This window comes from Mesorhizobium sp. M0410, assembly GCF_040321435.1.
Classification (GTDB): domain Bacteria; phylum Pseudomonadota; class Alphaproteobacteria; order Rhizobiales; family Rhizobiaceae; genus Mesorhizobium.
Window position 1 is genome coordinate 285,816 of sequence record NZ_JAMYRN010000008.1, and the last position, 19,075, is coordinate 304,890.

Genomic DNA, 19,075 nt, shown 5'->3' on the forward strand with positions numbered 1-19,075 from the left:
ACGCGGGGTACTTCAAGTCTCTGTTTTTGTGCAATGCTTGCGGTTGGCACTCTGGTCCGCTGCACTAATACTTGGTCCATACGAGGCGGCACGACCTCTCTTATCAGCCCGTTCAAATACCTCGGAGAATACCACTCGGATCCGAGAGAGAACATCCTTTCTCCTGAAAAGATGAGCAACGGGAGGGAGGACTGCCAAATGCGGCGACAGGCTGAAGGCGAACTTGAACAGACCAAAGGCCTCACGATACCTACCCCGGATCAGATGTGATACGGCCGACCAGTAGGCATCACAGGCCAAACTCACTCGCGCGAGCATAAGCAACTTGCCTGATTGGTTTTTGACCATGCTGTAGGACGATAAGAAGGTCTCGATGGCCATATACACGGAATCCAGTCTAAGCTTGAAGTCCTGCCAGTAAGCGCTCGAAATATTGCTCCTGTGCTCCCTTCGGATTCCCTGAATAGTATTTGTCTCAGCAACATCCCCGATACTGGCCAGCCGCATCAGCATCTCAAGGTCATTGGTGAACGGCAATTCCCTGATGTAATAGCCTGCACGTTTCTGCGCGACCGTTCGTACCAATATGAACCCGACCGGCCGTTGCAAGGGGCGGCGGCAGACATCCTCTATATATTCTGATCCAGAAATAATTGTCCAAGCCGGCGGCTCTGCAGCGGTCAACTCGGTCGGCAGAGCACCCTCGACATTAAGGATTTGTGCCCCCCCTTGCGCGACGGTTAGTGTAGGATGTTTCTCCATTATAGAGATGGCACGTGACAGACTGTCGGGCACAAGAATATCGTCGGAACAAAGTATCATAAAGTAATCCGCTCTCGCCTGGTCGATGCCTTCGTTCATGGAGGCCATAAGCCCGACATTGACCGGATGGGCGATAACTTGGATCCGCGGATCGGCGGCCGCTAAAGCACGGGCTACCTCGAGGCTGTTATCAGTCGACGCGTTGTCTATGACGAGCACGCGCAAATTCTCTACATCCTGCGACAGCACACTTTTGATACAGCCGGGCAGGAAGCGCCCGAACTGATAGTTCGGAATGACTACGTCGACGCTGGGCATGAGCACACTCCAGAAGATTATTGCACAGCGTCGGGAAACCGCTCCGCACTAGCGATCCGACATCTTCGCACCGAGCCGCTTTCGGTGGTCAGGAAACTTCTGCGTGGGCCCACGTTTGCATCGTAACAATAGGATAGCTACTGGTCCACTCAATCAAAAGTGGAGGGTAGCTACCGCTAATTCGGGGCCGGCTGTCAGAGTCTAGAGATGGTATGGTTTTGACACTAGGCAAATGACATTGTTCCGGAGCGCGCTGTGAACGGGGGTGCTGCATGTCACTGAGGGTCGGAGACTGGGTCGAGGTGCGGTCTAAGGAAGAAATCCTTCGTACACTCGACAAAAATGGTCGGCTTGAGAAGCTCCCTTTTATGCCACAAATGTTTCGATATTGTGGCCTCCGCTTTCGTGTTTACAAGCGCGCGCACAAGACGTGTGACACGATCAACTTTGCTGGCGGACGTAAGTTATCCGGCGTCATCCATCTTGAAAAACTGAGGTGCGACGGCAACGCGTTTGGAGGCTGTCAGGCGGCGTGCCTGGTTTTCTGGAAGGAGGCATGGCTTAAGCCTGTGGACTCGCCGTCCTCGAATGGGGCTGTCTCGCTTCCGACTAAGATGGCGGACGGAACGGGTTGCACAGAAAGCGATGTGCTGGCTGGTGCGCGCGCCAAGAATCAGCCTTTGTCGGGTGGTCCGAGATACTCATGCCAAGCCACAGAACTTCTGGAGGCGACTACCCCTCTTCCTTGGTGGGATGTTCGGCAATATGCGGAAGACTATGCATCGGGAAATGCCGGCGCATGGCGCCTCTTCGCCGGGTTCGTCTATGCAACGATATTCAGTTGCTATCATTACACGCGCCGTTTAGGCCTCACCAGGTTGTCCTTGGGTGTCAGCTGGGTTTATGACAAGGTGCAGCACCTCTATGGTGGCGTTCCTTTCCCGCGATATCGGGGATCAATCCCTACCGGCCAGCCGGTTCCGACTGTCAAGCTTGATCTCCAACCCGGCGAGTTGATCAGGGTTAGATCCTATGAAGAAATCCTCGCGACCTTGGATGCCGACAACAAGAGCCAGGGTCTTACTTTCGATGCGGAGATGGTTCCCTATTGCGGTCATATCTTCAAAGTCAGATCACGCGTGACAACGTTCGTTAATGAAAAGACCGGACTTCTTACCAATCTCAGAGGGCCGGCCGTTATCTTGGAGAAAGTCTGGTGCAACTCGCGGTATAGCGATTGCCGGATGCAGTGCCCAAGAGCCATCTATCCTTGGTGGCGAGAGATATGGCTCGAGAGGGCCTCTGGCGACATGACTGATCAGAGAAGGCACGCGCAGACCGCTCAAACGGAGCCAAGCGCACATGCAGCCAGTGATACATGACCGACAAGACCCCGACCGCGAAAGGCGAGCGCCGTAACCTTAAGAGCGAAGCCATTCAAAGTGGCGTTGCCAGGATGGTGAGCCAGGGCGCGAACCTGATGCTCAGGGTGGGCTACATTGCCACATTGGCACGCCTGCTCAGCCCTAACGATTTTGGTCTGGTCGCGATGGTGGTGGCACTCACAGGCATTTTGGATGTCTTCACCACCGCCGGGCTTTCCTCCGCGACAATCCAAAGGCATGAGATTTCGTTCGAGCAGGTCTCGGCCCTGTTCTGGATCAATGTACTGGTAGGGATCCTCCTCACACTGGTCTGCGCCGCAAGTGCCTACCTCATCTCCACCTTCTACCATGAGCCGCGCCTGCTCTGGATCACCATCGCGATCGCTCCAGGTTTCCTGCTTAACGCGGCCGGTGTGCAGCATGCCGCTCTGCTGGAGCGCAATCTGCGTTATGTCACCCTGAGCGGAATCGATACAGGCGCCCTGTGCCTGGGCATCATGGCCGGTGTGCTGCTGGCGTTCCGTGGCGATGGGTACTGGGCACTGATCGCCCCGACCCTTATCTCACCGGCGGTCAGCAGCCTGGGCTACTGGATCGCCACTGGGTGGATTCCTGGACTCCCTCGGCGCGGCGCCAATATCGGCTCGCTCTTGCATTTCGGTGGAATTGTCACGCTGAACGGCCTTGTCGTCTATATTGGCTACAATGCCGAGAAAGTCCTTCTCGGGCGGTTCTGGGGCGCCGGATCACTTGGATTATATGCCCGGGCCTTCCAGTTGATCGGCATTCCCACGGCGACCATCAACAGCGCCGTCGGTGCGGTACTGTTCTCGGCGTTATCGCGGATGCAGCATGATCCCGCGCGGTTACGGAACTTCTACCTCAAGGGATACTCGATCGTCATCGCGGTAACGGTTCCCATCACAATGTTCTCGTTCCTGTTCGCACACGAAATCATCACCGTGGTGCTAGGCTCGCAGTGGACGGAGGCGGCGACTATCTTCCGGCTGCTCACCCCTACCATCTTGGTGTTCGGGATCATCAACCCCACATATTGGCTGCTCATCTCGACCGGCAGGCAGAAGCGCAGCCTGTATCTGGCCTTTGCCATCGCCCCTCTCGTCATCGTTTCCTACTGCGTCGGGATTTCCTTCGGCCCCGAGGGAGTGGCTCTGAGCTACTCGACGGCGCTGCTGCTCTGGCTCTATCCCCACCTGGCGTGGAGCCTGCATCGTACGCCGGTTTCAGTCGGGGATCTGTTGCGGACGATCATGAGGCCGTGGATGTCCGGCATCGTGGCCTCGGCGGGTGCGCTGGCAGTCCAGCGCTATCTCGGCCCCGAGGTTCCTTCGCTTCTGCGGCTCGTGGCGGGAGGGGTGGTCCTGACCAGTATCTACGGATTCGTCTTGCTGTTCGTGTTGGGGCAGATCAAGCTGTTCCAGGATGTGCTGCTGAGCTTCCGAGGCGAGGCGCGGGCCGGCGCTTGAGGCAGTTGGCAATGGCGAGGCCTGGCGCGCAGGATGAATGTCTTGGCTGTGGAAACACGCCTTCGGATCGCCTGACGTTTTGGATAGATTGGCGCCGGGCGGCGAAACTCTTACTGCCCGAGAGAAGCCCCTAGGGGTAGGACATGGCTGCTATAGCAATCGTCCATAGCTATCCGTACGACGCTTTCTTCGGCGGGGACGGTGCCTATATTCAGGCCTTCGGCCAATATCTTTTGAAGTCCGGGCACGAGGTACACGGGTATGTATCCGACATAGCGCGCGGACGAAGGAGCCCAATCTGCAGGAGTGCATATGAAATAGAAGAATATTTTTCGTGGCAGGTTCGTAAAAGCATCAGGTTGGGCCGGAGGACATTTCTATCCACAGAACTGCTTGGCCTCAGAAATCTGGCCGGATCGTTCCTCGGACGGAGAGCCGCACCGGTTCCCCCAGGGACGGAATGTCCCGAGGGAGAAATTCAGTGGGTGCTGGAACGTATCGATGCACTGAGACCGGACGCAGTCATACTGTTCCATGAGGCGGTACATTTCGCTCCCTCTCTCTCTCGCAACGGTCACAGGATTTTCTCGCTCGTTGGCCATCTTCAGCACCGCAGTGGGGCGTCGCACTGGGAGGCTGGAGGAAACCATGGCGTGGGCAAAATCTTGGCTGAGGAGCAGAGACTGTCCCACTCGCTGAACGCGGCGGAGTGCGTCGGTTTCAACAGCAATGATGACGCTTCCTACGCCCGCGACCGACTCGGGGTAAGACACGTGATCCCTCTCGGCATGGGCTTCAGCAATCACGAAAAGCCGCCGGAAAGCAATGAGCCCGTCGCCCTCTTTGTTGGGAATGCCACAGACCCGAATCGTGCCGCGCTCTCGTGGTTCCTGTCGGAGATCTGGCCAGCGGTTCGAATCTTCTGCCCCACGGCAAGGTTTCGGATCGTCGGAACTATTGCCTCCACGCGTGAGGCTACGCCGGAGGCGGACGGCCTCGAGCGTGTGGGGCCGCTCCCGGACCTTGGTCCCGAATATCGACGCGCCCAGCTTGTCGTGGCTCCGCTCGTATCCGGTACTGCCGGCGTCAAGATCAAGGTGGCCGAAGCCATGTCTTACGGCCGCCCCCTCGTGACGACCTCAATAGGGGTGGACGCCGGTGACGCCCATCAACTCGATGAGGGAGCGATCGTCGCTAACGGCGCTGCAGACTTCGCGCAGGCGGTCATCGCGCTGTTGAGCAATACGGAACTCCGGCGTCAGAAATCCGAAGGTACTGCCCGTGTCTTCGCCAATCTCTTTTCTTACGATGCGTGCTATGGCCCGTTCCTGTCCTGGCTCGGCAAGGTAGGCCAGGTGGCTGAAAACAAGCCGCCTTCATAGATGGCGTAGGGAGGCAGGGCCTTCTCGAGCCTTAGTTGGATTGACGGAGCGATGTGACTCGGAGCGGGCAGGCAAAGAACACACGACTGATAGGGTGGCCGGCAGGCCCGCGGCGTCTGGTCCGTGCGGGTCGGTCCATTCGTTCATCGTGCTCTCCTGGAGATCAATCCGCGGACTGGCAGCCGCTTAACTGTCGAACTCCCCGAAATCGCCTTGGAGTGAAGAAGGGCAAGCATGCTTTCCGAGGCATGGCTTTTCGACAGCGTCTGCCTTGGCCAGCTCTCAAGCACGCAACCGCTATGTTGCCGGAGGGTGGCGGGCTGGTGCAAAACTCAATCATAATGTTGGTCCGCTACTCGGCTTCCCTGCCTTTCCTCACTCAATCCCCTTTCTGGCCATCTCGCGATCGGTGTCGTCGGCTACGCACTTGTCGTCGGATCGGGAAAAGCAGGTCCGCGTGTTGGGGGCATCGCGGCCTCCGGGGGAAATCGGCCGTCCACTCGACGACTGCAGATAGGGGGCTGCGTTTTGCACCGCTACTCCTTTAGACGGGGGCCTTCCCTAGCCTTTTAGACGGCATGACCTTCCAACCGGTGTGTCGGACTATCCGTGCCGCATCCAGGCGGCCGCGCCCGGCCTGTTGGGGAAGAAGGGCACGCATGCTTTCTGTAAAACGCGACTCCTTATGAGCACAGGTGAACGCTACGTCCTGCTCGTTACGAATTTTGTCACTGCAGCCGTAGTCTCGCGAATATTGACGCCCGAGGAGATCAGGTCTCGGTGATCGGCATGGCCATCCTGGCGATTGTCATGTCCATTTAGGGAGTTCTCCAGTTCGAACTTCCTCATCCAGCGCGACGAACTGAGCCGCGAGGATATCGGGGGCCTTCATGGTGATATTCATCCTTACGGGAATCATCGCCGCCGTTCTTGTCGCCGTTCCCCTGGCGTGGCGTCGCTTTACGGGGAGCCGAATCTTGTTTCCTACTTACGGGTCATCTCGATCTGCCTTTTCCTCGACGCCTCATTCATCCTGATCAACGCTCTCCTGCGGCGGGAAATCCTTCGGCAAGGTAGCAGCCATCAACATAACAGGGACCACGACGGGTTCCGCGGCAACAATCGCGCTGGCGTTGGCGGGCTTCACCTACATGAGCTTCGCCTGGGGCTGGTTGATCGGCAGCGGTCTTGCCGCAGGCGTCGCCCTCGCCTTGCGACCCCATTTCTGGATGTTCAAGCCGTCCCTGGTCAACTGGCGCGGAATGACCTCGTTCGGTGGATACAACGGCGTTGTCGCCATACTTTACGGCATCTTTGACGCCCTGCCCCTACTCCTGTTGGGGCGCCTCGTGTCACCGCATACGGCAGCCTTGTTCAGCAGAACCCTCTTGATCGGCCAGATACCCGACAAACTGGTCCTCGGAGGTGCCATGACGGTCGTGCTGCCCGCCTTCTCCGCCGAGGTTAGGCAAGGCAGGGATTTGAAGGGCCCGTATCTCGCCGCCCTTTCTCTTGTCACCGCACTCCGCTGGCCCGCTCTCCTCGTGCTTTCGGTTCTGGCTTACCCCGTCGTGGTCGTGCTCAGTCATCAATGGATCGAGGTCGCTCCGCTCGTGCAAGTCGTCGCAGTCGCGCTCCTCTTCTCCTTCAGTTTCGAACTCAATTACCCGGTGATGGTTGCGGTGGATGCGACTTGTTTATCCGCGCACTGATCGTCTTCCCGCTTTCCGGCATTCTCCTGTCCATAGCCGTGATCTTCGGCGGACTGCAGGCGGCCGCCTGGTGCATGCTGGTGACCTTCCTTTCCAGGCATACGTTGCCTTGAGCTTCGTTCGGCGCAGGCTGGGACTGAGACGCAGGGACATCGCTGCAGCGCTATGGAGAAGCGCTGTCGTGGCCATGGCGAGCGCGGCTGCTCCGCTGTCCGTGATCGCTTTGTCAGGCTCCGGCTTCGCCCTTTTGTTCGGCAGGCATTCGGGGCGGGATTGTTTGCGTTGAGCGGATGGGCAACAGCATTGATTCTTACCCGACATCCGCTCTTTGACGAGATAATGAAGACCATCCCGGTATTCCGGCGAGCCAAGCTCCGCCCGGGTGAATGAGGCTTGCGCATAGGAGAATGTTCTGTCAGCAACTCCTTCGGAAACAAAAGGCTCTGCGATAGTCCTTATTTGTAACGAGAACTATTTGCTGCCGACCTTCTCGGCGGCTCTTTCGGCTGATCACCACACAGCGGCTGATGTGCCGGTCTATATATTCGTGGTCAATTCCGATCCCGGATGGGCCAGCCAGTTCGACCATGCGGTGGCGGGCACCAAGATCAGGATAGAGGCGGCTCATCTATCTCAGCTCGAGGAAGCAACCCGGTTCCACCGCGACAGATATCTGCCCGCGATCGCACTGGCTCGGCTCTGGTTCGACGGGTTGCTCGACCAGGAAATAGACAGATTCTTCTACATCGACGGAGACACGATGGTCGACGGAGAGTTGGACAGCCTCTTGGCTGTGCGGCCTTCCCCCGGAAGGATCATGGCGGCCCCGGATGTAATGCGCATGTTCATGGACGAGAAAAGCCGGGGCAAGAAGCACGAGCTCGCCTACCTGAACGGCTTGGACTGCGATGCAGACAGCTACTTCAATTCGGGTGTGATCTACACGTCGCGCGAGGCTTGGAACAGCATCGTTCCGGAGGCGCTGGAATTCCTATTCGAGCACCCTGAACGCTGCCGCTCGTCAGATCAGAGCGCGCTGAATCACGCCGCCTACGGCCGCGTTGATATGCTGCCGCTCACATACAACTACCAGAGCGAGCACATGATGGTCCTCGACCCGCGTAGGAACGGGTTCGCGCCGGCAATTTGGCACTTCACCGGCGGGCCAAAGCCTTGGGATAGGCCGGGATGGCCTTGGGACGAGTATTTTAACAGATTCCACCGGATGGCAGAGCTGCTGCTCGTAGACTGCGATGTGAAAACGCCGAAGCCGCCTGAGGCTCAGATGCGCGCGGGAATTTCGCATAGGCGGCGGACAAAAAACAGGCTCAACTGGATCTACCCATGGCGCAAGATCACGAGGAAGGCAAAAATCCTGCGACTCTTATCTGCCGGATCCCTTTAATTCCGACTTTTTCCGGAAGGGCCGCTGTTGCGCGTTTGAGCGCCTTCGCTCCGTGGCCGAGCGTGTCTGCTGCGAGAATGTCGTCGGCGCAAAGGTTCATGAAGTAGTCGGCCTCGGCCCTGTCGATGGGTTCGTTGAAGGAGACGTTGCGCCCAAGGTTTTTCTCGTGGCAAACGACTTCAACCCTCGGGTCCTGTGCCGCAAGACCTTGCCACCCCGATGCTATCGTCCGTCGAAGCGTTGTCGATGATGATCTCCCTGAGGCGTTCGACATCCTGGGACAGCACGCTGCCGACACACTCGGACAGAAAATGCTCGTAGTTGTAGCACGGTATAACGACGTCGAGGCTTGCCAATTGGCTCTCCCGCTAGCCCTTCACTGTTTTCGGCTTCCTGGCTCTGCTTGCCGCAGATTGCCAGCCGGTCAATTGCGGAACTCCCCAAAATCAGCGTCGACCTGTATCATGAGTTCGAGGTATTTCCACGCAATCCATCGCCAGGAATAACTGCTCGCCCTGGCGTATCCCTTGGTGATGAACCGCTCCCGCAACGCTGGGTCGAGCATCAGCAGGCGGACGGTTTCGGCCCACAAATGGACGTCGTCGGGATCGGCATAGAGAGCCGAATCCTCACAGATTTCGGGAAGACACGGCGAGGTCGAGGCCACGACCGGGCAGCCCGACGCCATCGCTTCGACGGCGGGTAGCCCGAAACCCTCGATCCGTGACGGGAACAGGAAGCACAGGGCGCCTTCGAGCGCCTTCTTAAAGTCGTCGTCCCCTATGCGGCCAAGGAGGACGATGTTCCCGGGCATTTCCGGGACGTACCGCAGGACCGTGTTCTCATTGACATCGCCGGGCATCCAGAGATCGAGACCCATCCCATCGAGGAGCGGGGCCAGCTTGGCGAGAAGCCCCATGTTCTTGTATTCTTGGTCCCGCCTTCCAAGACAGAGGACGTACGGCCTGCCGCGGTCCACGGTCAGTGACGATCTTGCTGCATTCCATCTCTTGGCATGGTCGCTGCCGTTGTAAGTGACGACGATGTTTTCCGCTGGCGCGATCCCGAATTTGACAAGATGGCTGCGCGAGAGTTGCGACACCGTCGTAATGCGGGCGGCTCGCCTGCCAAGTGCCGGCAAGATCAGTCGGTGCGCCCACCTGAAACCCCGCCCGTAGCTCGACGGCATGAGCCTAGTGTGCATATCATGGATGCACGCGATCTGGCGCTTCAGCACGATGGGAGCGAGGTTGCAAAAGCTTAGCAATCCTCCGGGCACGTGCCAGGGCAACTGCGCCTGCACCCACAATTGGGGAAGTCGCGGCAAGTTGAATTCGGGAACGACTCGGGTGGAGATGGCGTTGAGGCGGAAAGGTTCGGAAAGCGGACGCGGCACCACGAGATCGATCTCCAGATCGCGACCAAGCGGGTGCCCTTCCGAAATGAGGGCGTCGAGAGCCATGGTCACCTCGCTGGCGTAGCGAGCTATTCCGGTCGGTCTGAGCGTGGTGAAGTCGCCGTTTATCGTCCAACGCCGCCTCGCAGTTTCGCTGTCCGCCCACGTCCTGCCGGGATGCGCGACCAGATATTCGGGATCTTCGGCAAGCGATCTCGCCAGCACTGTGTCGGCGCTGTTTCTGTTCACCTGTTTGGGCCGTCTTGGTGGCCACTTTGTCGTATCGGTTTCGAGATTGCCCATGTCGCTCCCCCGCCCTTTCGGCGTCGCGAGCCAGACTAGCATTCTCGGGGGTGCAAGGGTCCTCAGACGTTTGAGGTAGGCACACTATCCCCCTCGCCTATCTGGATGATTCCCGGTCAGCCCCGATGACCCAATGGCCGTGATGACCGCCCGTCTTCGCGGCTGCACACTGAGGGTTAAAAAGGGGAACGCATGGCACGGCGTTGGACGATAAATGGGCGTTTTCTTTCCCAACCGACGACAGGCGTCCAGCGCTATGCGCGCGAGGTCGTCCGTTCGCTCGACGCTTTGATCGCGGAACAGGAGCCTCTCGCCCGCGGTCTCGAAGTCGGACTGCATTGTCCGCCGGGGTCGGGCGACATCCCCCTCGTTTCCATAGAACGCCGCGAGATCGGCAGCAAGAGGGGGCATGTCTGGGAGCAGGTGCAACTCCCGTCATCGCTAAACGGCAGCGGACTGCTCAGCCTCTGCAACACCGGACCGCTGCTTTCCCACAAGCACATCGTCTGCATTCATGACGCAAACGTCTGGAACGCTCCGCAGAGCTATTCCATCGCCTTTAGAGTAGTTTATAGGAATCTGTTGCCATGGCTCGGCAAGACGGCGTGGGGTATTTCGACGGTTTCCGATTACTCGTTGGGCGAACTGGTCCGCCGCGGCGTCATCCCGGCACAAGGGGCTTTCGTAGCGTCGAACGGCCATGAGCATGCCTTGCGGTGGAGGCCTGAACACTCGGTAGCGACACGCCTGGCGGCCTCGCGGGAAACCATCGTTATGATCGGCAGTGCCGCACCCCACAAGAATGTGGAGCTCATCCTGAACATGGCTGACCATCTTGGCGAGGCCGGACTCAGGATCGCGATTGTCGGGATGTCGGATTCTCGTGTTTTTAGATCACCATCAGCCCGGGCCGAAGCCCGAAACATCCACTGGCTCGGGCGCATTTCCGATGGCGAGTTGGCGGCCCTCCTGAGGGACTCGCTGTGTCTAGCTTTCCCCTCCCTTTCAGAGGGCTTCGGCCTCCCGGTCCTCGAGGCGATGGCGGTCGGCTGCCCTGTGGTGGTTTCCGACCGCGCCAGCCTGCCGGAAGTCTGCGGGAGCGCAGCCCTGTTTGCACCTCCCGACGACCCGGAAGCATGGTTCGAAAGCTTCGTGCAGCTTCACGGTTCTCAGGCCTTGCGACTCCAGTTGATAGGCAAGGGCAGGGCGAGAGCCTCGGCATACAGTTGGAGGGCTACCGCCTTACGCTATCTCGAGGTAATGGCTGCTGCTGACGGAATCGATACGGAAACGAAGGTCGTCAGAGCGCGCGAACTTACATGATCTCGTGAAGTGCCTGGACAGCCCCGAGCGATTCCAGGATCGCGCGGTCGAAGTTCTCTTCGGAGAAGCGTCCTGCATTCCTGGTGCAGGCGCTGGGCGTGATGGCATAGCTGTTCTCTTCGAACCATTCGACTGCCTCCTTGAGGTGATCGACAGTTTGAGCCTTGAACAGCACTCCTGTCGGTTCGAGGGATGATCCAAGGCGCTGCACGATGTCTGCCGCCCCGCCGCGGCCGAAGGCAATCAGTGGCGTTCCGCAGGCCTGCGCCTCGGCCAGCGCTATGCCGAAATCCTCGCAGCCCGCAAAGACCATGGCCTTTGCCCGCGCCAAGCTGTCCACATAGTCTTTCCGAGGCAGATAACCCGAGAAGGTGACGTTCGGGCCGGCAAGCGCTCGCAGAGTGGATGATTGCTGCCCTTCGCCAACGATGATTAGCCGCCGCGACGGCATTTCGTTGAAGGCCCGGATGACGAGGTCGGTGCGCTTGTAAGGGGCGAGGAAGGACGCCGAAACGTAGTAGTCGTCCTTGTCCTCCACACAGGGCAGTTCTCCCAGAGAGACAGGCGGGAAAACGACGCGTGCCTGGCGCCCATAAATGTGCTGGATTCGGGAGCGGACGTAGTTCGAATTCGCCAGCATCATATCCGGCCCGTGCGCGGTCCTGGTGTCCCACGTCCTCAGGCGGTGCAGCATGTACCGATAGAGCATTCCCTTGGGACCGAAACCAAGCCGCGCTTGCTGAAGATAAGAAAACTGCTCGTCCCAGGCGTAGCGGACGGGGCTGTGCACATAACAAAGGTGCGGTTGGTCCGGCCTGGTGATCACGCCGCGCGAAAATGCGGCCGACGACGAGATCACCGCGTCGTAACCTGTCACATCGAACTGTTCGATCAGGAAGGGACAAAAGAAGAAGAGAGACCTATAGAATTTGTGCACCATTGGTATGCGGTTGGCTGCGGACGTATGGAATTCTACGTCGCGGAAATATTTCTCCTTTACATCGGCTGGCAAGAAATCGAAAAGCGTGAAGACTTCGGCATTAGGAAACTGCTTGCAAATTTGCGCCAGAACCCGTTCACCTCCCCGGAAATTCGGGCACCAGTCATGAACGACCGCGATCTTCGCGTACCTGTCGACGCCGGGCCCCGGCGCGGCGGGCAACTCCTCGATCGGCACGTTGACCTTGGCCGCGATGGCCAAATCGGAAGAGCGTTCGTGGAGCATGGTTCGCCTAGCCTCAGCAGGCCAGCAGTTTCCATTCCGTGTTATGGCTCCGGCAAGTTGTCCGATCGGTTACAGGTTGATCCGGGTGCATGCCTGCCTAGTACATATGGCTGTGGGGCATTCACCGGCTGTACTCCGAAAGCCTGTGTCCCGAGGTAGGCCAAGCTCCTGCCGTCTCCTTTTATGCAGGCTGTCTCGGTCCTCTCGTCGGCTTACGGTCCGCGGGAACCGAAACGGGATCCAGCATGAGACTCGCCGTAATCATCCCGACTCTTGGCCGCAGCGGACAGGTCGCGCGCCTGCTCAGATATTTGGGTGGCCAGACGAGACTTCCCGACGAGGTCATAGTGTCGGCGCCCGACGCCGCGCATGTCGAGCTGCCGGAAAGCTGTCCTTTCCTTTTGTCGCTCGTTTTCGGGCCGATAGGATCGTCTGCCCAGCGGAACACGGCTCTTGTACCCTCCCTGGAGCGCTTCGATATCATCACATTCTTCGACGACGATTTCGTTCCGTCCGCCGAATACCTGGAGCAGGTCGAGAAGGCTTTCGTTGAAAATAGCGGCTGGGCGGTGGTGACGGGCGCGGTCGTCAGGGACGGGGCCAACAACGCGGGGCTCACCTGGGAAGACGCCGAAGCCGCCCTGCGGGAGGCCGAGGGTAAAAAACAAGACGGACCATCGGTGGTCGACCATCTCGGCGCATACGGATGTAACATGTCCTTCCGTTCCTCGTTTGTGGACGACTTGCGCTTCGACGAACGGCTCGTCCTCTATGGTTGGCAGGAAGACATCGACTTCACCAGCCAGATGAGGTCCCGGGGCCGAGTGGTCTGCGTGACTTCAATCACGGGCGTGCATCTCGGCATCAAGACAGGGCGTGTCAGCGGAGAGCGGTTCGGATACTCCCAGGTTGCGAATGCGATCTACCTGATCAAGAAGGGCACTGTTCCGGCCTCTTTCGCGCTTCCCCTGATGTTCAGGAACATAGCGGCCAACCTCGCAAAGAGCCTGTGGCCCGAGCCGTTTGTCGATCGGAGGGGCAGGCTCAGGGGCAACATGCTTGCGATCCTGCACGTGGCTACAGGACGGATCGAACCCGAATACATCCTGAAAATCTGATGTGAGGAAGACAATGCGAAAATGGCTGGTCAGGGTGGTGGCGGCTTCACACGTGGCCGCGGCCTGCCCCTTGCCGACGGTGGCTGCCGAGTATCTCCTGGGACCGCAGGATAAGGTCAGGCTCAAAATTTACGAGTGGCGCGCATCACGCGATATGATCTTCGAATGGACGGCTCTCAACGACGATTTCGTTGTCGGCGCCGACGGCACGCTCTTCCTTCCATTTGCGGGCCAGATACGCGCGCAAGGCACCGCCCCCGGCGACCTCGCCCGCGCGATCAGCGACCGCCTGACGCAGCATATGGGCCTCGGCCGCCAGCCGGATGTCGCCGTCGAAATCGTCCAGTACAGACCGTTCTACATAGTCGGCCACGTCGCGCAGCCCGGCGAGTTTCCCTATAGGCCCGGACTGACGGTGCTGCAGGCGGTGGGGATCGCGGGCGGCCTGCGGACACGCGAGGAAGACGTCTTGAGACTCGAGCGTGAAGTGATCGCGGGCCAAGGTGACGTGGGATTGCTGGCGCTGACCAACGTCAGCTTGCTTGCCCGCAAGGCGCGACTGGAATCCGAACTGGCTGGCAGCAACGACATCTCTTTCCCTGCAGAACTGAAGAACAGGGCTTCGAATGGAACGGTCGGATTGACGATGGAGCAGGAGCACAAGATCTTCGCTGTTCGCAAGGACGCGCTGACGACGCAACTCCGTGCACTTCACGAACTCAGGGAGTTCCTGGAAAACGAACTGGTCTCGCTCGAGAAGCAGCTGACCTTCCACGACAAACGGGTCGAACTCGTCCAGAAGGAGCTTGCGGGCGTTTCGACCCTTGTCGAGAAAGGGCTTGCGGTTGCTCCGCGGGAATTCTCTCTGGCGGGAATGGTCGCCCAGATGCAAAGCGACAGGTTGGCTGCCGAGACCTCGCTCTTGCGGGTCAGGCAGGAGATAAGCAAGACTGACATCGAGATCCTCGACCTCAGCAATCGCCATACCAGCGAGGTCGCCGAGACGTTGAGGGAGACGCAGCTACAGCTCAATGAAGTCGGCAGTAAAGTCGACACCGCAGTACAGTTGCTGCACGAAACCGAGGTCACGGCCCCTGCTCTGCTCGCCCTCAGGGAACGCTCCGAAAGGGCCAAGCCGATCTTCAAGATCGTGAGGACGTCCGACAGCGGCACGGAAGAACTCACGGTTGAGGAAACGACGCCGGTCGAGCCCGGCGATACCGTGAAGATCGAGATCCCACTGCCGCAGTCAGGCTTGGCTGCGCTGCCTGCAGGCGGCAGCTCTCAGGCGGAGCCGATAGCGGTTCTGGGCGCCAACTGATCAAGTTGTATGGTCCAGCGCGGCCTTCGCCTCGTTCGCTCGTTGATCGGTCACCCACAGAATTGACGCGTTGGCGTGAACCGGGGCAGTTGCCATGTACTTTGAGGCACCCTATCAGGGAGCCGCCAGACGTGACAGAAATCACACCCTGACTGAACCTTCCCTGCCGCAAAGAGCCAATTGGTCCCGCGGGATACCAGTGGAGATATCGTGCTCATAAGCGTAGTGGCCGTATCGGCGGTCGGCGTTATGTTGGGAGTGCGGTTCAAGGCTCCCGCCCTTATCGCGGCCACCGGCCTGCTACTGATCGGGAGTTTTGTCTGGAATTCCCTAGGGCTGCCGGGCTACGTGACCGTCGCCAAATTCCTGATCCTGGCATTCGCATTGGCCTGCGCTTATATCGTAGGTCTGTTCCTTTCCGTGCACCGGAGGCGGGACGAACGGTGATCCTTGCGGACTTCAGCAAGCTCTGTCGATGCGAATGACCGCGAACACGGTCCTGAACAGGATCACGACGTCGACCCAGACCGACCAGTTCCGCACGTACTGGCTGTCCAGCGCCACGCGGTTGGCGTAGTCCATGCTGCTTCTTCCGCTCACCTGCCACAGGCCAGTGAGTCCCGGCCGCGTCCGAAGGTATTCCCCCAGGTGGTCGCCGTACCGTTTGAGTTCGTCATTCACGATGGGCCTTGGACCCACACAGCTCATGTCGCCTCGGATGATGTTGAAGAGCTGGGGGAGTTCGTCCAGGCTTGACTTGCGAAGCATCCACCCAAGGAATGTGACGCGAGGATCGTCCCGGATCTTGTGGGTTTCCTCCCATTCCAAGACGACTCCCGGATTGGCTTTGAGATATGCTTTTAGAACTTCTTCCGAATTGGCAACCATCGAGCGGAACTTGTAACAATTGAACGGTTTCCCGCCGAAGCCAACTCGGCTGTGCGAAAACACTGCTGGGCCTCCCGCCGTCACCCTGATCAGCAGGGCGACGACGATCATCACTGGCGCGGCGATCACAAGTGCCATGACCGCTACGACCAGATCCATGATCCGCTTCAGGAGACCTCCCAAGGGAGGCTCCGTCGCTCGTGTACTGGTGGCGGGCGACAGGTCTGTCAACACTGTCCCGGCACTGTCCTGGTCGGGCGCGGGAATAACGGGCAGTGCTATCGTTCTGCTGTCGGTCGCCGACAGTCGAGGTGACTGAACCCAGATCGGGGTTCCCTGATGCGACGGCTTCTCGACGGCATTCGTTGTCATGGGAGGGTCGCTGTTTCGAATTGTTCTCCACACTTTTCCAAGGTCGGAGCTCGTCGGCAAGAAAGGCAAAGGAGGTAGCGTGGCGGTCCTGAACTATCCCCCTAATCCCACGCTAATCCCAAGGAATGATCCCCCACACGCTTTTGCGACTTTCGAAGGAGAATACCTCGCCATCCGTTCATGCTTTGCGGTGCTTGGCGCGCGCCTTCGTCAGAAGCACGCCAAGGACGGGCGTCCTGCTGGCCTGCAGCGTTCTGACTAGTCCCCGCAACGTTTCGACGTGTACCTTACCCCACTCGGCGAGGATGACCACGCCGTCCAGGACGGATCCGACCATCAGCATGTCGGCTCCCGAGGCAAGTGTCGGCAAGTCGAAGATGACAATGTCGTAGGGGGTAATGTCGCAGGCGGCAAGGTCCGAGAGAAACGCCTCCATATTACGTGGTGCCAGCAGGTTCTTGGCCTGGACGACCGAACTTGGAAGCAGGTCGAACGACCGCCCCGGAGCGCAGACGATGTTGAGCCGGACAGGATCTTGGAACGGTTTGTCCAGGGCGCCCGATGGGCCGAGTAGCCGCTTGGTCATAGCCGGCCGCCAGACGTCGGCGTCGATCACCAATGTCTTCAGGCCGGACATCGCGTAAAGGGTGGCAAGATTGCTGGCAACGGAACTCTTCGAACTGTCATTGGATACAGCGGTTAACCCAAGGAATTTGATCGGGTGGTTGGTTTCCGCAAGGCTGATTTCGGTCCTCGCTTTCCTGAGGCTCTGGCTGTATCGGGAGTGCGGATATCTTGCCACTTCGTCGACGTGGCCTGATGCCCTCCTCCTGCTGATGGCCGGTAGTTCTCCGACGCATTCCACACCTAGATTCTCCCGGATGTGTCGGGGCGACCTTACGGTCCAGTCGAGCGTATGCCTTGCTAACGAAACGCCGATACCGAGAATGAACCCGGAAACCGCCGCGAAAGCCAGCATCAGCTTCGGCCTTGGAGCGCTCGGCTGGAGCGGCGCCGTCGCAGCTGTAATCACCCTTGCGTCTGCAACCGGGTACGACTGCTGGCTCACCGAGTTGGTGTATGCCTGCAGGAAGCTTTCATACATCTTCTGGTAGGTTTCGGCAGTTACCTCAAGCTCCTCAAGCGTCGGGACGGCGTTTGCCCCGTCCTCCGCTTCGCCTTCTTCGCCGACGCTGTAATCGTGCCGTGAACGGAACTCCTGCGCTTTCGCCATGGCCCTGTTCATCTGGGTGCGCAATTGGCGAAGGCGCTTCTCCAGCCATGCGCCGCCTTCCCTTGCTGCCTCGGCCTTGGTTTCGATCTGCTCACGCACGAAAGCATCGGCAGTGGCGTTCGCAATCCTGGCTGCGCCTTCGGGATCAAGTGAGGTGAAGGATATGTTGATGGCGTAGGAAACGCCAACTCTGCGGATGTCGAGGCCTTGGCGGAAAATCAACATGGTGCGCCGGGACTTCTGGTAATCGGTCAGCATCACAGGCGTCTCAGGCACGTCCAAGCCAGAAAACTCCCAAAGCGAGGTGAGCCAAGCGCTTTTCTGGAGCTCGAAAGCTTCAACCAGGATCGCTTTTATTTTCCTGATTCTCTCCACCAAAATCGGAACCTGTGGACGGTTGAACTTGGGATCGTCAACGAGTTTCAACCGATCGAGGACCATGACCGCAATCTTTTCCGACTGCATGACTGCGATCTGGCTTTCCACTTGGGCAGTGTCCAATGACAGATTGACTTCGCCCCCCTCCTGCAGGTGTTGCGGCAGTTTCGGCTCGATCAGGATTTGCGTGCTGGCAGTGAAAGCTGGGTCGGTGGTCAAATTGTGAAACCAGGCCACCAAGACAGCTGCGGCCACACAGGCAATGATCGTTCCGAAATAGCGCCTCAGAAATCCGGCTATATCGGCGAGGCTGATAAACTCCTGACTAGCGGAAGGCTGCAAGTCAGTTGTCGAGGCCCATTGGTGGGGGGATATGCGATCCAATCACGTTCTCCAGCACGCGTGCGGAAAAATCCTGCGCGCACGCCGTCTCGACGCAAGCGGTCCATGGCATTCGGCCGATGTTTTCATGAAAGCGAAGGCCCGGCGTTCCCAGAGTGCCGCAAAAGGCTACCCCTGCGCCAGGAAAGGTAAACGCCGCCAATGGGCGTATGGGCCTACGCCCTATGGGAGGAGAGAATGCGCGGCAGGCCTCGTTCTCGATCTGTCGACAAATGATATTGCGGTTCCAACGAGACTCGCCGTCCGCGGTTGATCGCTACATTCCGCGTGAGGTATCGATCTTCGCGCACATACGTTCGGGGTCTCGCCGTTTTCGATCGCCTCCAGTGCGAACGGCGCACAGTCCGTCATCCTTCTTCGCACGGGGGGCGGAGTTCCGCGGATGCCGTTGGATTTCCTTGAATGCCTTCGAGAAGGCGAGCCAAGCGTCAGAAACACCTTTCGCCGACATTCTCGCGGACAAGGAACCCGCGGGCCGCGGCATCTTGCAACGCATCCTTGTCGTCGGCGCCCGAGCAGAGTGCAGCTTCAGGAATACACTACCACGCCTGGACGCGTCATCATTTCGGCCATCGGCATGGATGCTCCCATTGGATGAGGGGGCGCGAACCAGCGTGTTAGGACTACTCGAATTCATGAGGGGGCCTGCGCCCGGCAGCGTGCT

The 19,075-nt window shown here is 59.0% G+C and carries 15 protein-coding genes and 2 pseudogenes; 11 read left to right on the forward strand and 6 right to left on the reverse strand.

Annotation, left to right across the window (positions count from 1 at the left end):
- Positions 1–12 precede the first annotated feature (12 nt).
- Positions 13–1,080: a glycosyltransferase family 2 protein gene (locus NKI63_RS14650; protein WP_352507546.1), complete on the reverse strand. Its 1,068-nt coding sequence runs from the start codon at positions 1,078–1,080 to the stop codon at positions 13–15.
- A 272-nt stretch (positions 1,081–1,352) separates the two neighbouring features.
- On the opposite strand from NKI63_RS14650, the gene NKI63_RS14655 reads away from it, so the two are divergent.
- From NKI63_RS14655 to NKI63_RS14680, 6 genes are all read left to right on the forward strand, one after another.
- The gene (locus NKI63_RS14655) at positions 1,353–2,462 is read left to right on the forward strand and encodes a hypothetical protein (protein ID WP_352507545.1); all 1,110 of its coding nucleotides are present in this window, start codon (positions 1,353–1,355) and stop codon (positions 2,460–2,462) included.
- A complete protein-coding gene (locus tag NKI63_RS14660) occupies positions 2,459–3,952 on the forward strand; it encodes a lipopolysaccharide biosynthesis protein (RefSeq protein WP_352507544.1) in 1,494 nt (497 codons plus the stop codon). Before NKI63_RS14655 ends, NKI63_RS14660 begins: the two co-directional genes overlap by 4 nt.
- Before the next feature lie 653 nt (positions 3,953–4,605).
- Positions 4,606–5,334 (forward strand): glycosyltransferase family 4 protein, encoded by a 729-nt coding sequence (locus NKI63_RS14665; RefSeq protein ID WP_352821991.1) that lies wholly within the window; start codon positions 4,606–4,608, stop codon positions 5,332–5,334.
- A gap of 1,088 nt (positions 5,335–6,422) precedes the next feature.
- Positions 6,423–7,046, forward strand: a complete 624-nt coding sequence (locus NKI63_RS14670) for an oligosaccharide flippase family protein (protein WP_502900474.1) — start codon at positions 6,423–6,425, stop codon at positions 7,044–7,046.
- Entirely contained in the window at positions 7,028–7,159 is a 132-nt protein-coding gene (locus NKI63_RS14675) for a hypothetical protein (protein ID WP_352705771.1), read from the forward strand. Before NKI63_RS14670 ends, NKI63_RS14675 begins: the two co-directional genes overlap by 19 nt.
- A gap of 335 nt (positions 7,160–7,494) precedes the next feature.
- Positions 7,495–8,451, forward strand: a complete 957-nt coding sequence (locus NKI63_RS14680; RefSeq protein WP_352705819.1) for a glycosyltransferase family 8 protein — start codon at positions 7,495–7,497, stop codon at positions 8,449–8,451.
- On the opposite strand, the pseudogene NKI63_RS30720 reads toward NKI63_RS14680, so the two are convergent.
- Together NKI63_RS30720 and NKI63_RS14690 are read right to left on the reverse strand one after the other, a co-directional pair.
- Positions 8,402–8,738, reverse strand: a pseudogene (locus tag NKI63_RS30720) (glycosyltransferase family 2 protein). The gene NKI63_RS14680 and the pseudogene NKI63_RS30720 sit on opposite strands and share 50 nt — an antisense overlap.
- 137 nt (positions 8,739–8,875) lie before the next feature.
- A complete protein-coding gene (locus NKI63_RS14690) occupies positions 8,876–10,150 on the reverse strand; it encodes a glycosyltransferase family 4 protein (RefSeq protein ID WP_352705776.1) in 1,275 nt (424 codons plus the stop codon).
- Between the two features lie 192 nt (positions 10,151–10,342).
- On the opposite strand from NKI63_RS14690, the gene NKI63_RS14695 reads away from it, so the two are divergent.
- The gene (locus NKI63_RS14695; protein ID WP_352821994.1) at positions 10,343–11,473 is read left to right on the forward strand and encodes a glycosyltransferase family 4 protein; all 1,131 of its coding nucleotides are present in this window, start codon (positions 10,343–10,345) and stop codon (positions 11,471–11,473) included.
- Here NKI63_RS14695 and NKI63_RS14700 read toward each other — a convergent pair.
- Positions 11,466–12,698, reverse strand: a complete 1,233-nt coding sequence (locus tag NKI63_RS14700; RefSeq protein ID WP_502900471.1) for a glycosyltransferase — start codon at positions 12,696–12,698, stop codon at positions 11,466–11,468. The genes NKI63_RS14695 and NKI63_RS14700 overlap by 8 nt on opposite strands.
- Positions 12,699–12,943: 245 nt before the next feature.
- Here NKI63_RS14700 and NKI63_RS14705 point away from each other — a divergent pair, with 245 nt between their 5' ends.
- The 4 genes and pseudogenes from NKI63_RS14705 (at position 12,944) to NKI63_RS14720 (ending at position 15,584) form a co-directional block, all read left to right on the forward strand.
- Positions 12,944–13,816 (forward strand): glycosyltransferase family 2 protein, encoded by an 873-nt coding sequence (locus tag NKI63_RS14705; RefSeq protein WP_352705783.1) that lies wholly within the window; start codon positions 12,944–12,946, stop codon positions 13,814–13,816.
- A 13-nt stretch (positions 13,817–13,829) separates the two neighbouring features.
- A pseudogene (locus NKI63_RS14710) lies at positions 13,830–14,228 on the forward strand (polysaccharide biosynthesis/export family protein); the annotation flags it as partial.
- 3 nt (positions 14,229–14,231) lie between these two features.
- The gene (locus NKI63_RS14715; RefSeq protein ID WP_352822039.1) at positions 14,232–15,137 is read left to right on the forward strand and encodes an HlyD family secretion protein; all 906 of its coding nucleotides are present in this window, start codon (positions 14,232–14,234) and stop codon (positions 15,135–15,137) included.
- A gap of 210 nt (positions 15,138–15,347) precedes the next feature.
- On the forward strand, positions 15,348–15,584 hold the full coding sequence (locus NKI63_RS14720) for a hypothetical protein (protein ID WP_352821999.1): 237 nt from the start codon (positions 15,348–15,350) through the stop codon (positions 15,582–15,584).
- 12 nt (positions 15,585–15,596) lie between these two features.
- Here NKI63_RS14720 and NKI63_RS14725 read toward each other — a convergent pair whose 3' ends face one another.
- Positions 15,597–16,259 carry a sugar transferase gene (locus NKI63_RS14725; RefSeq protein ID WP_502896122.1) on the reverse strand — a complete coding sequence of 221 codons (663 nt, stop codon included), beginning with the start codon at positions 16,257–16,259 and terminating at the stop codon, positions 15,597–15,599.
- Between the two features lie 316 nt (positions 16,260–16,575).
- Positions 16,576–18,393 carry a GumC family protein gene (locus tag NKI63_RS14730; RefSeq protein ID WP_352822002.1) on the reverse strand — a complete coding sequence of 606 codons (1,818 nt, stop codon included), beginning with the start codon at positions 18,391–18,393 and terminating at the stop codon, positions 16,576–16,578.
- Between the last annotated feature and the right edge of the window lie 682 nt (positions 18,394–19,075).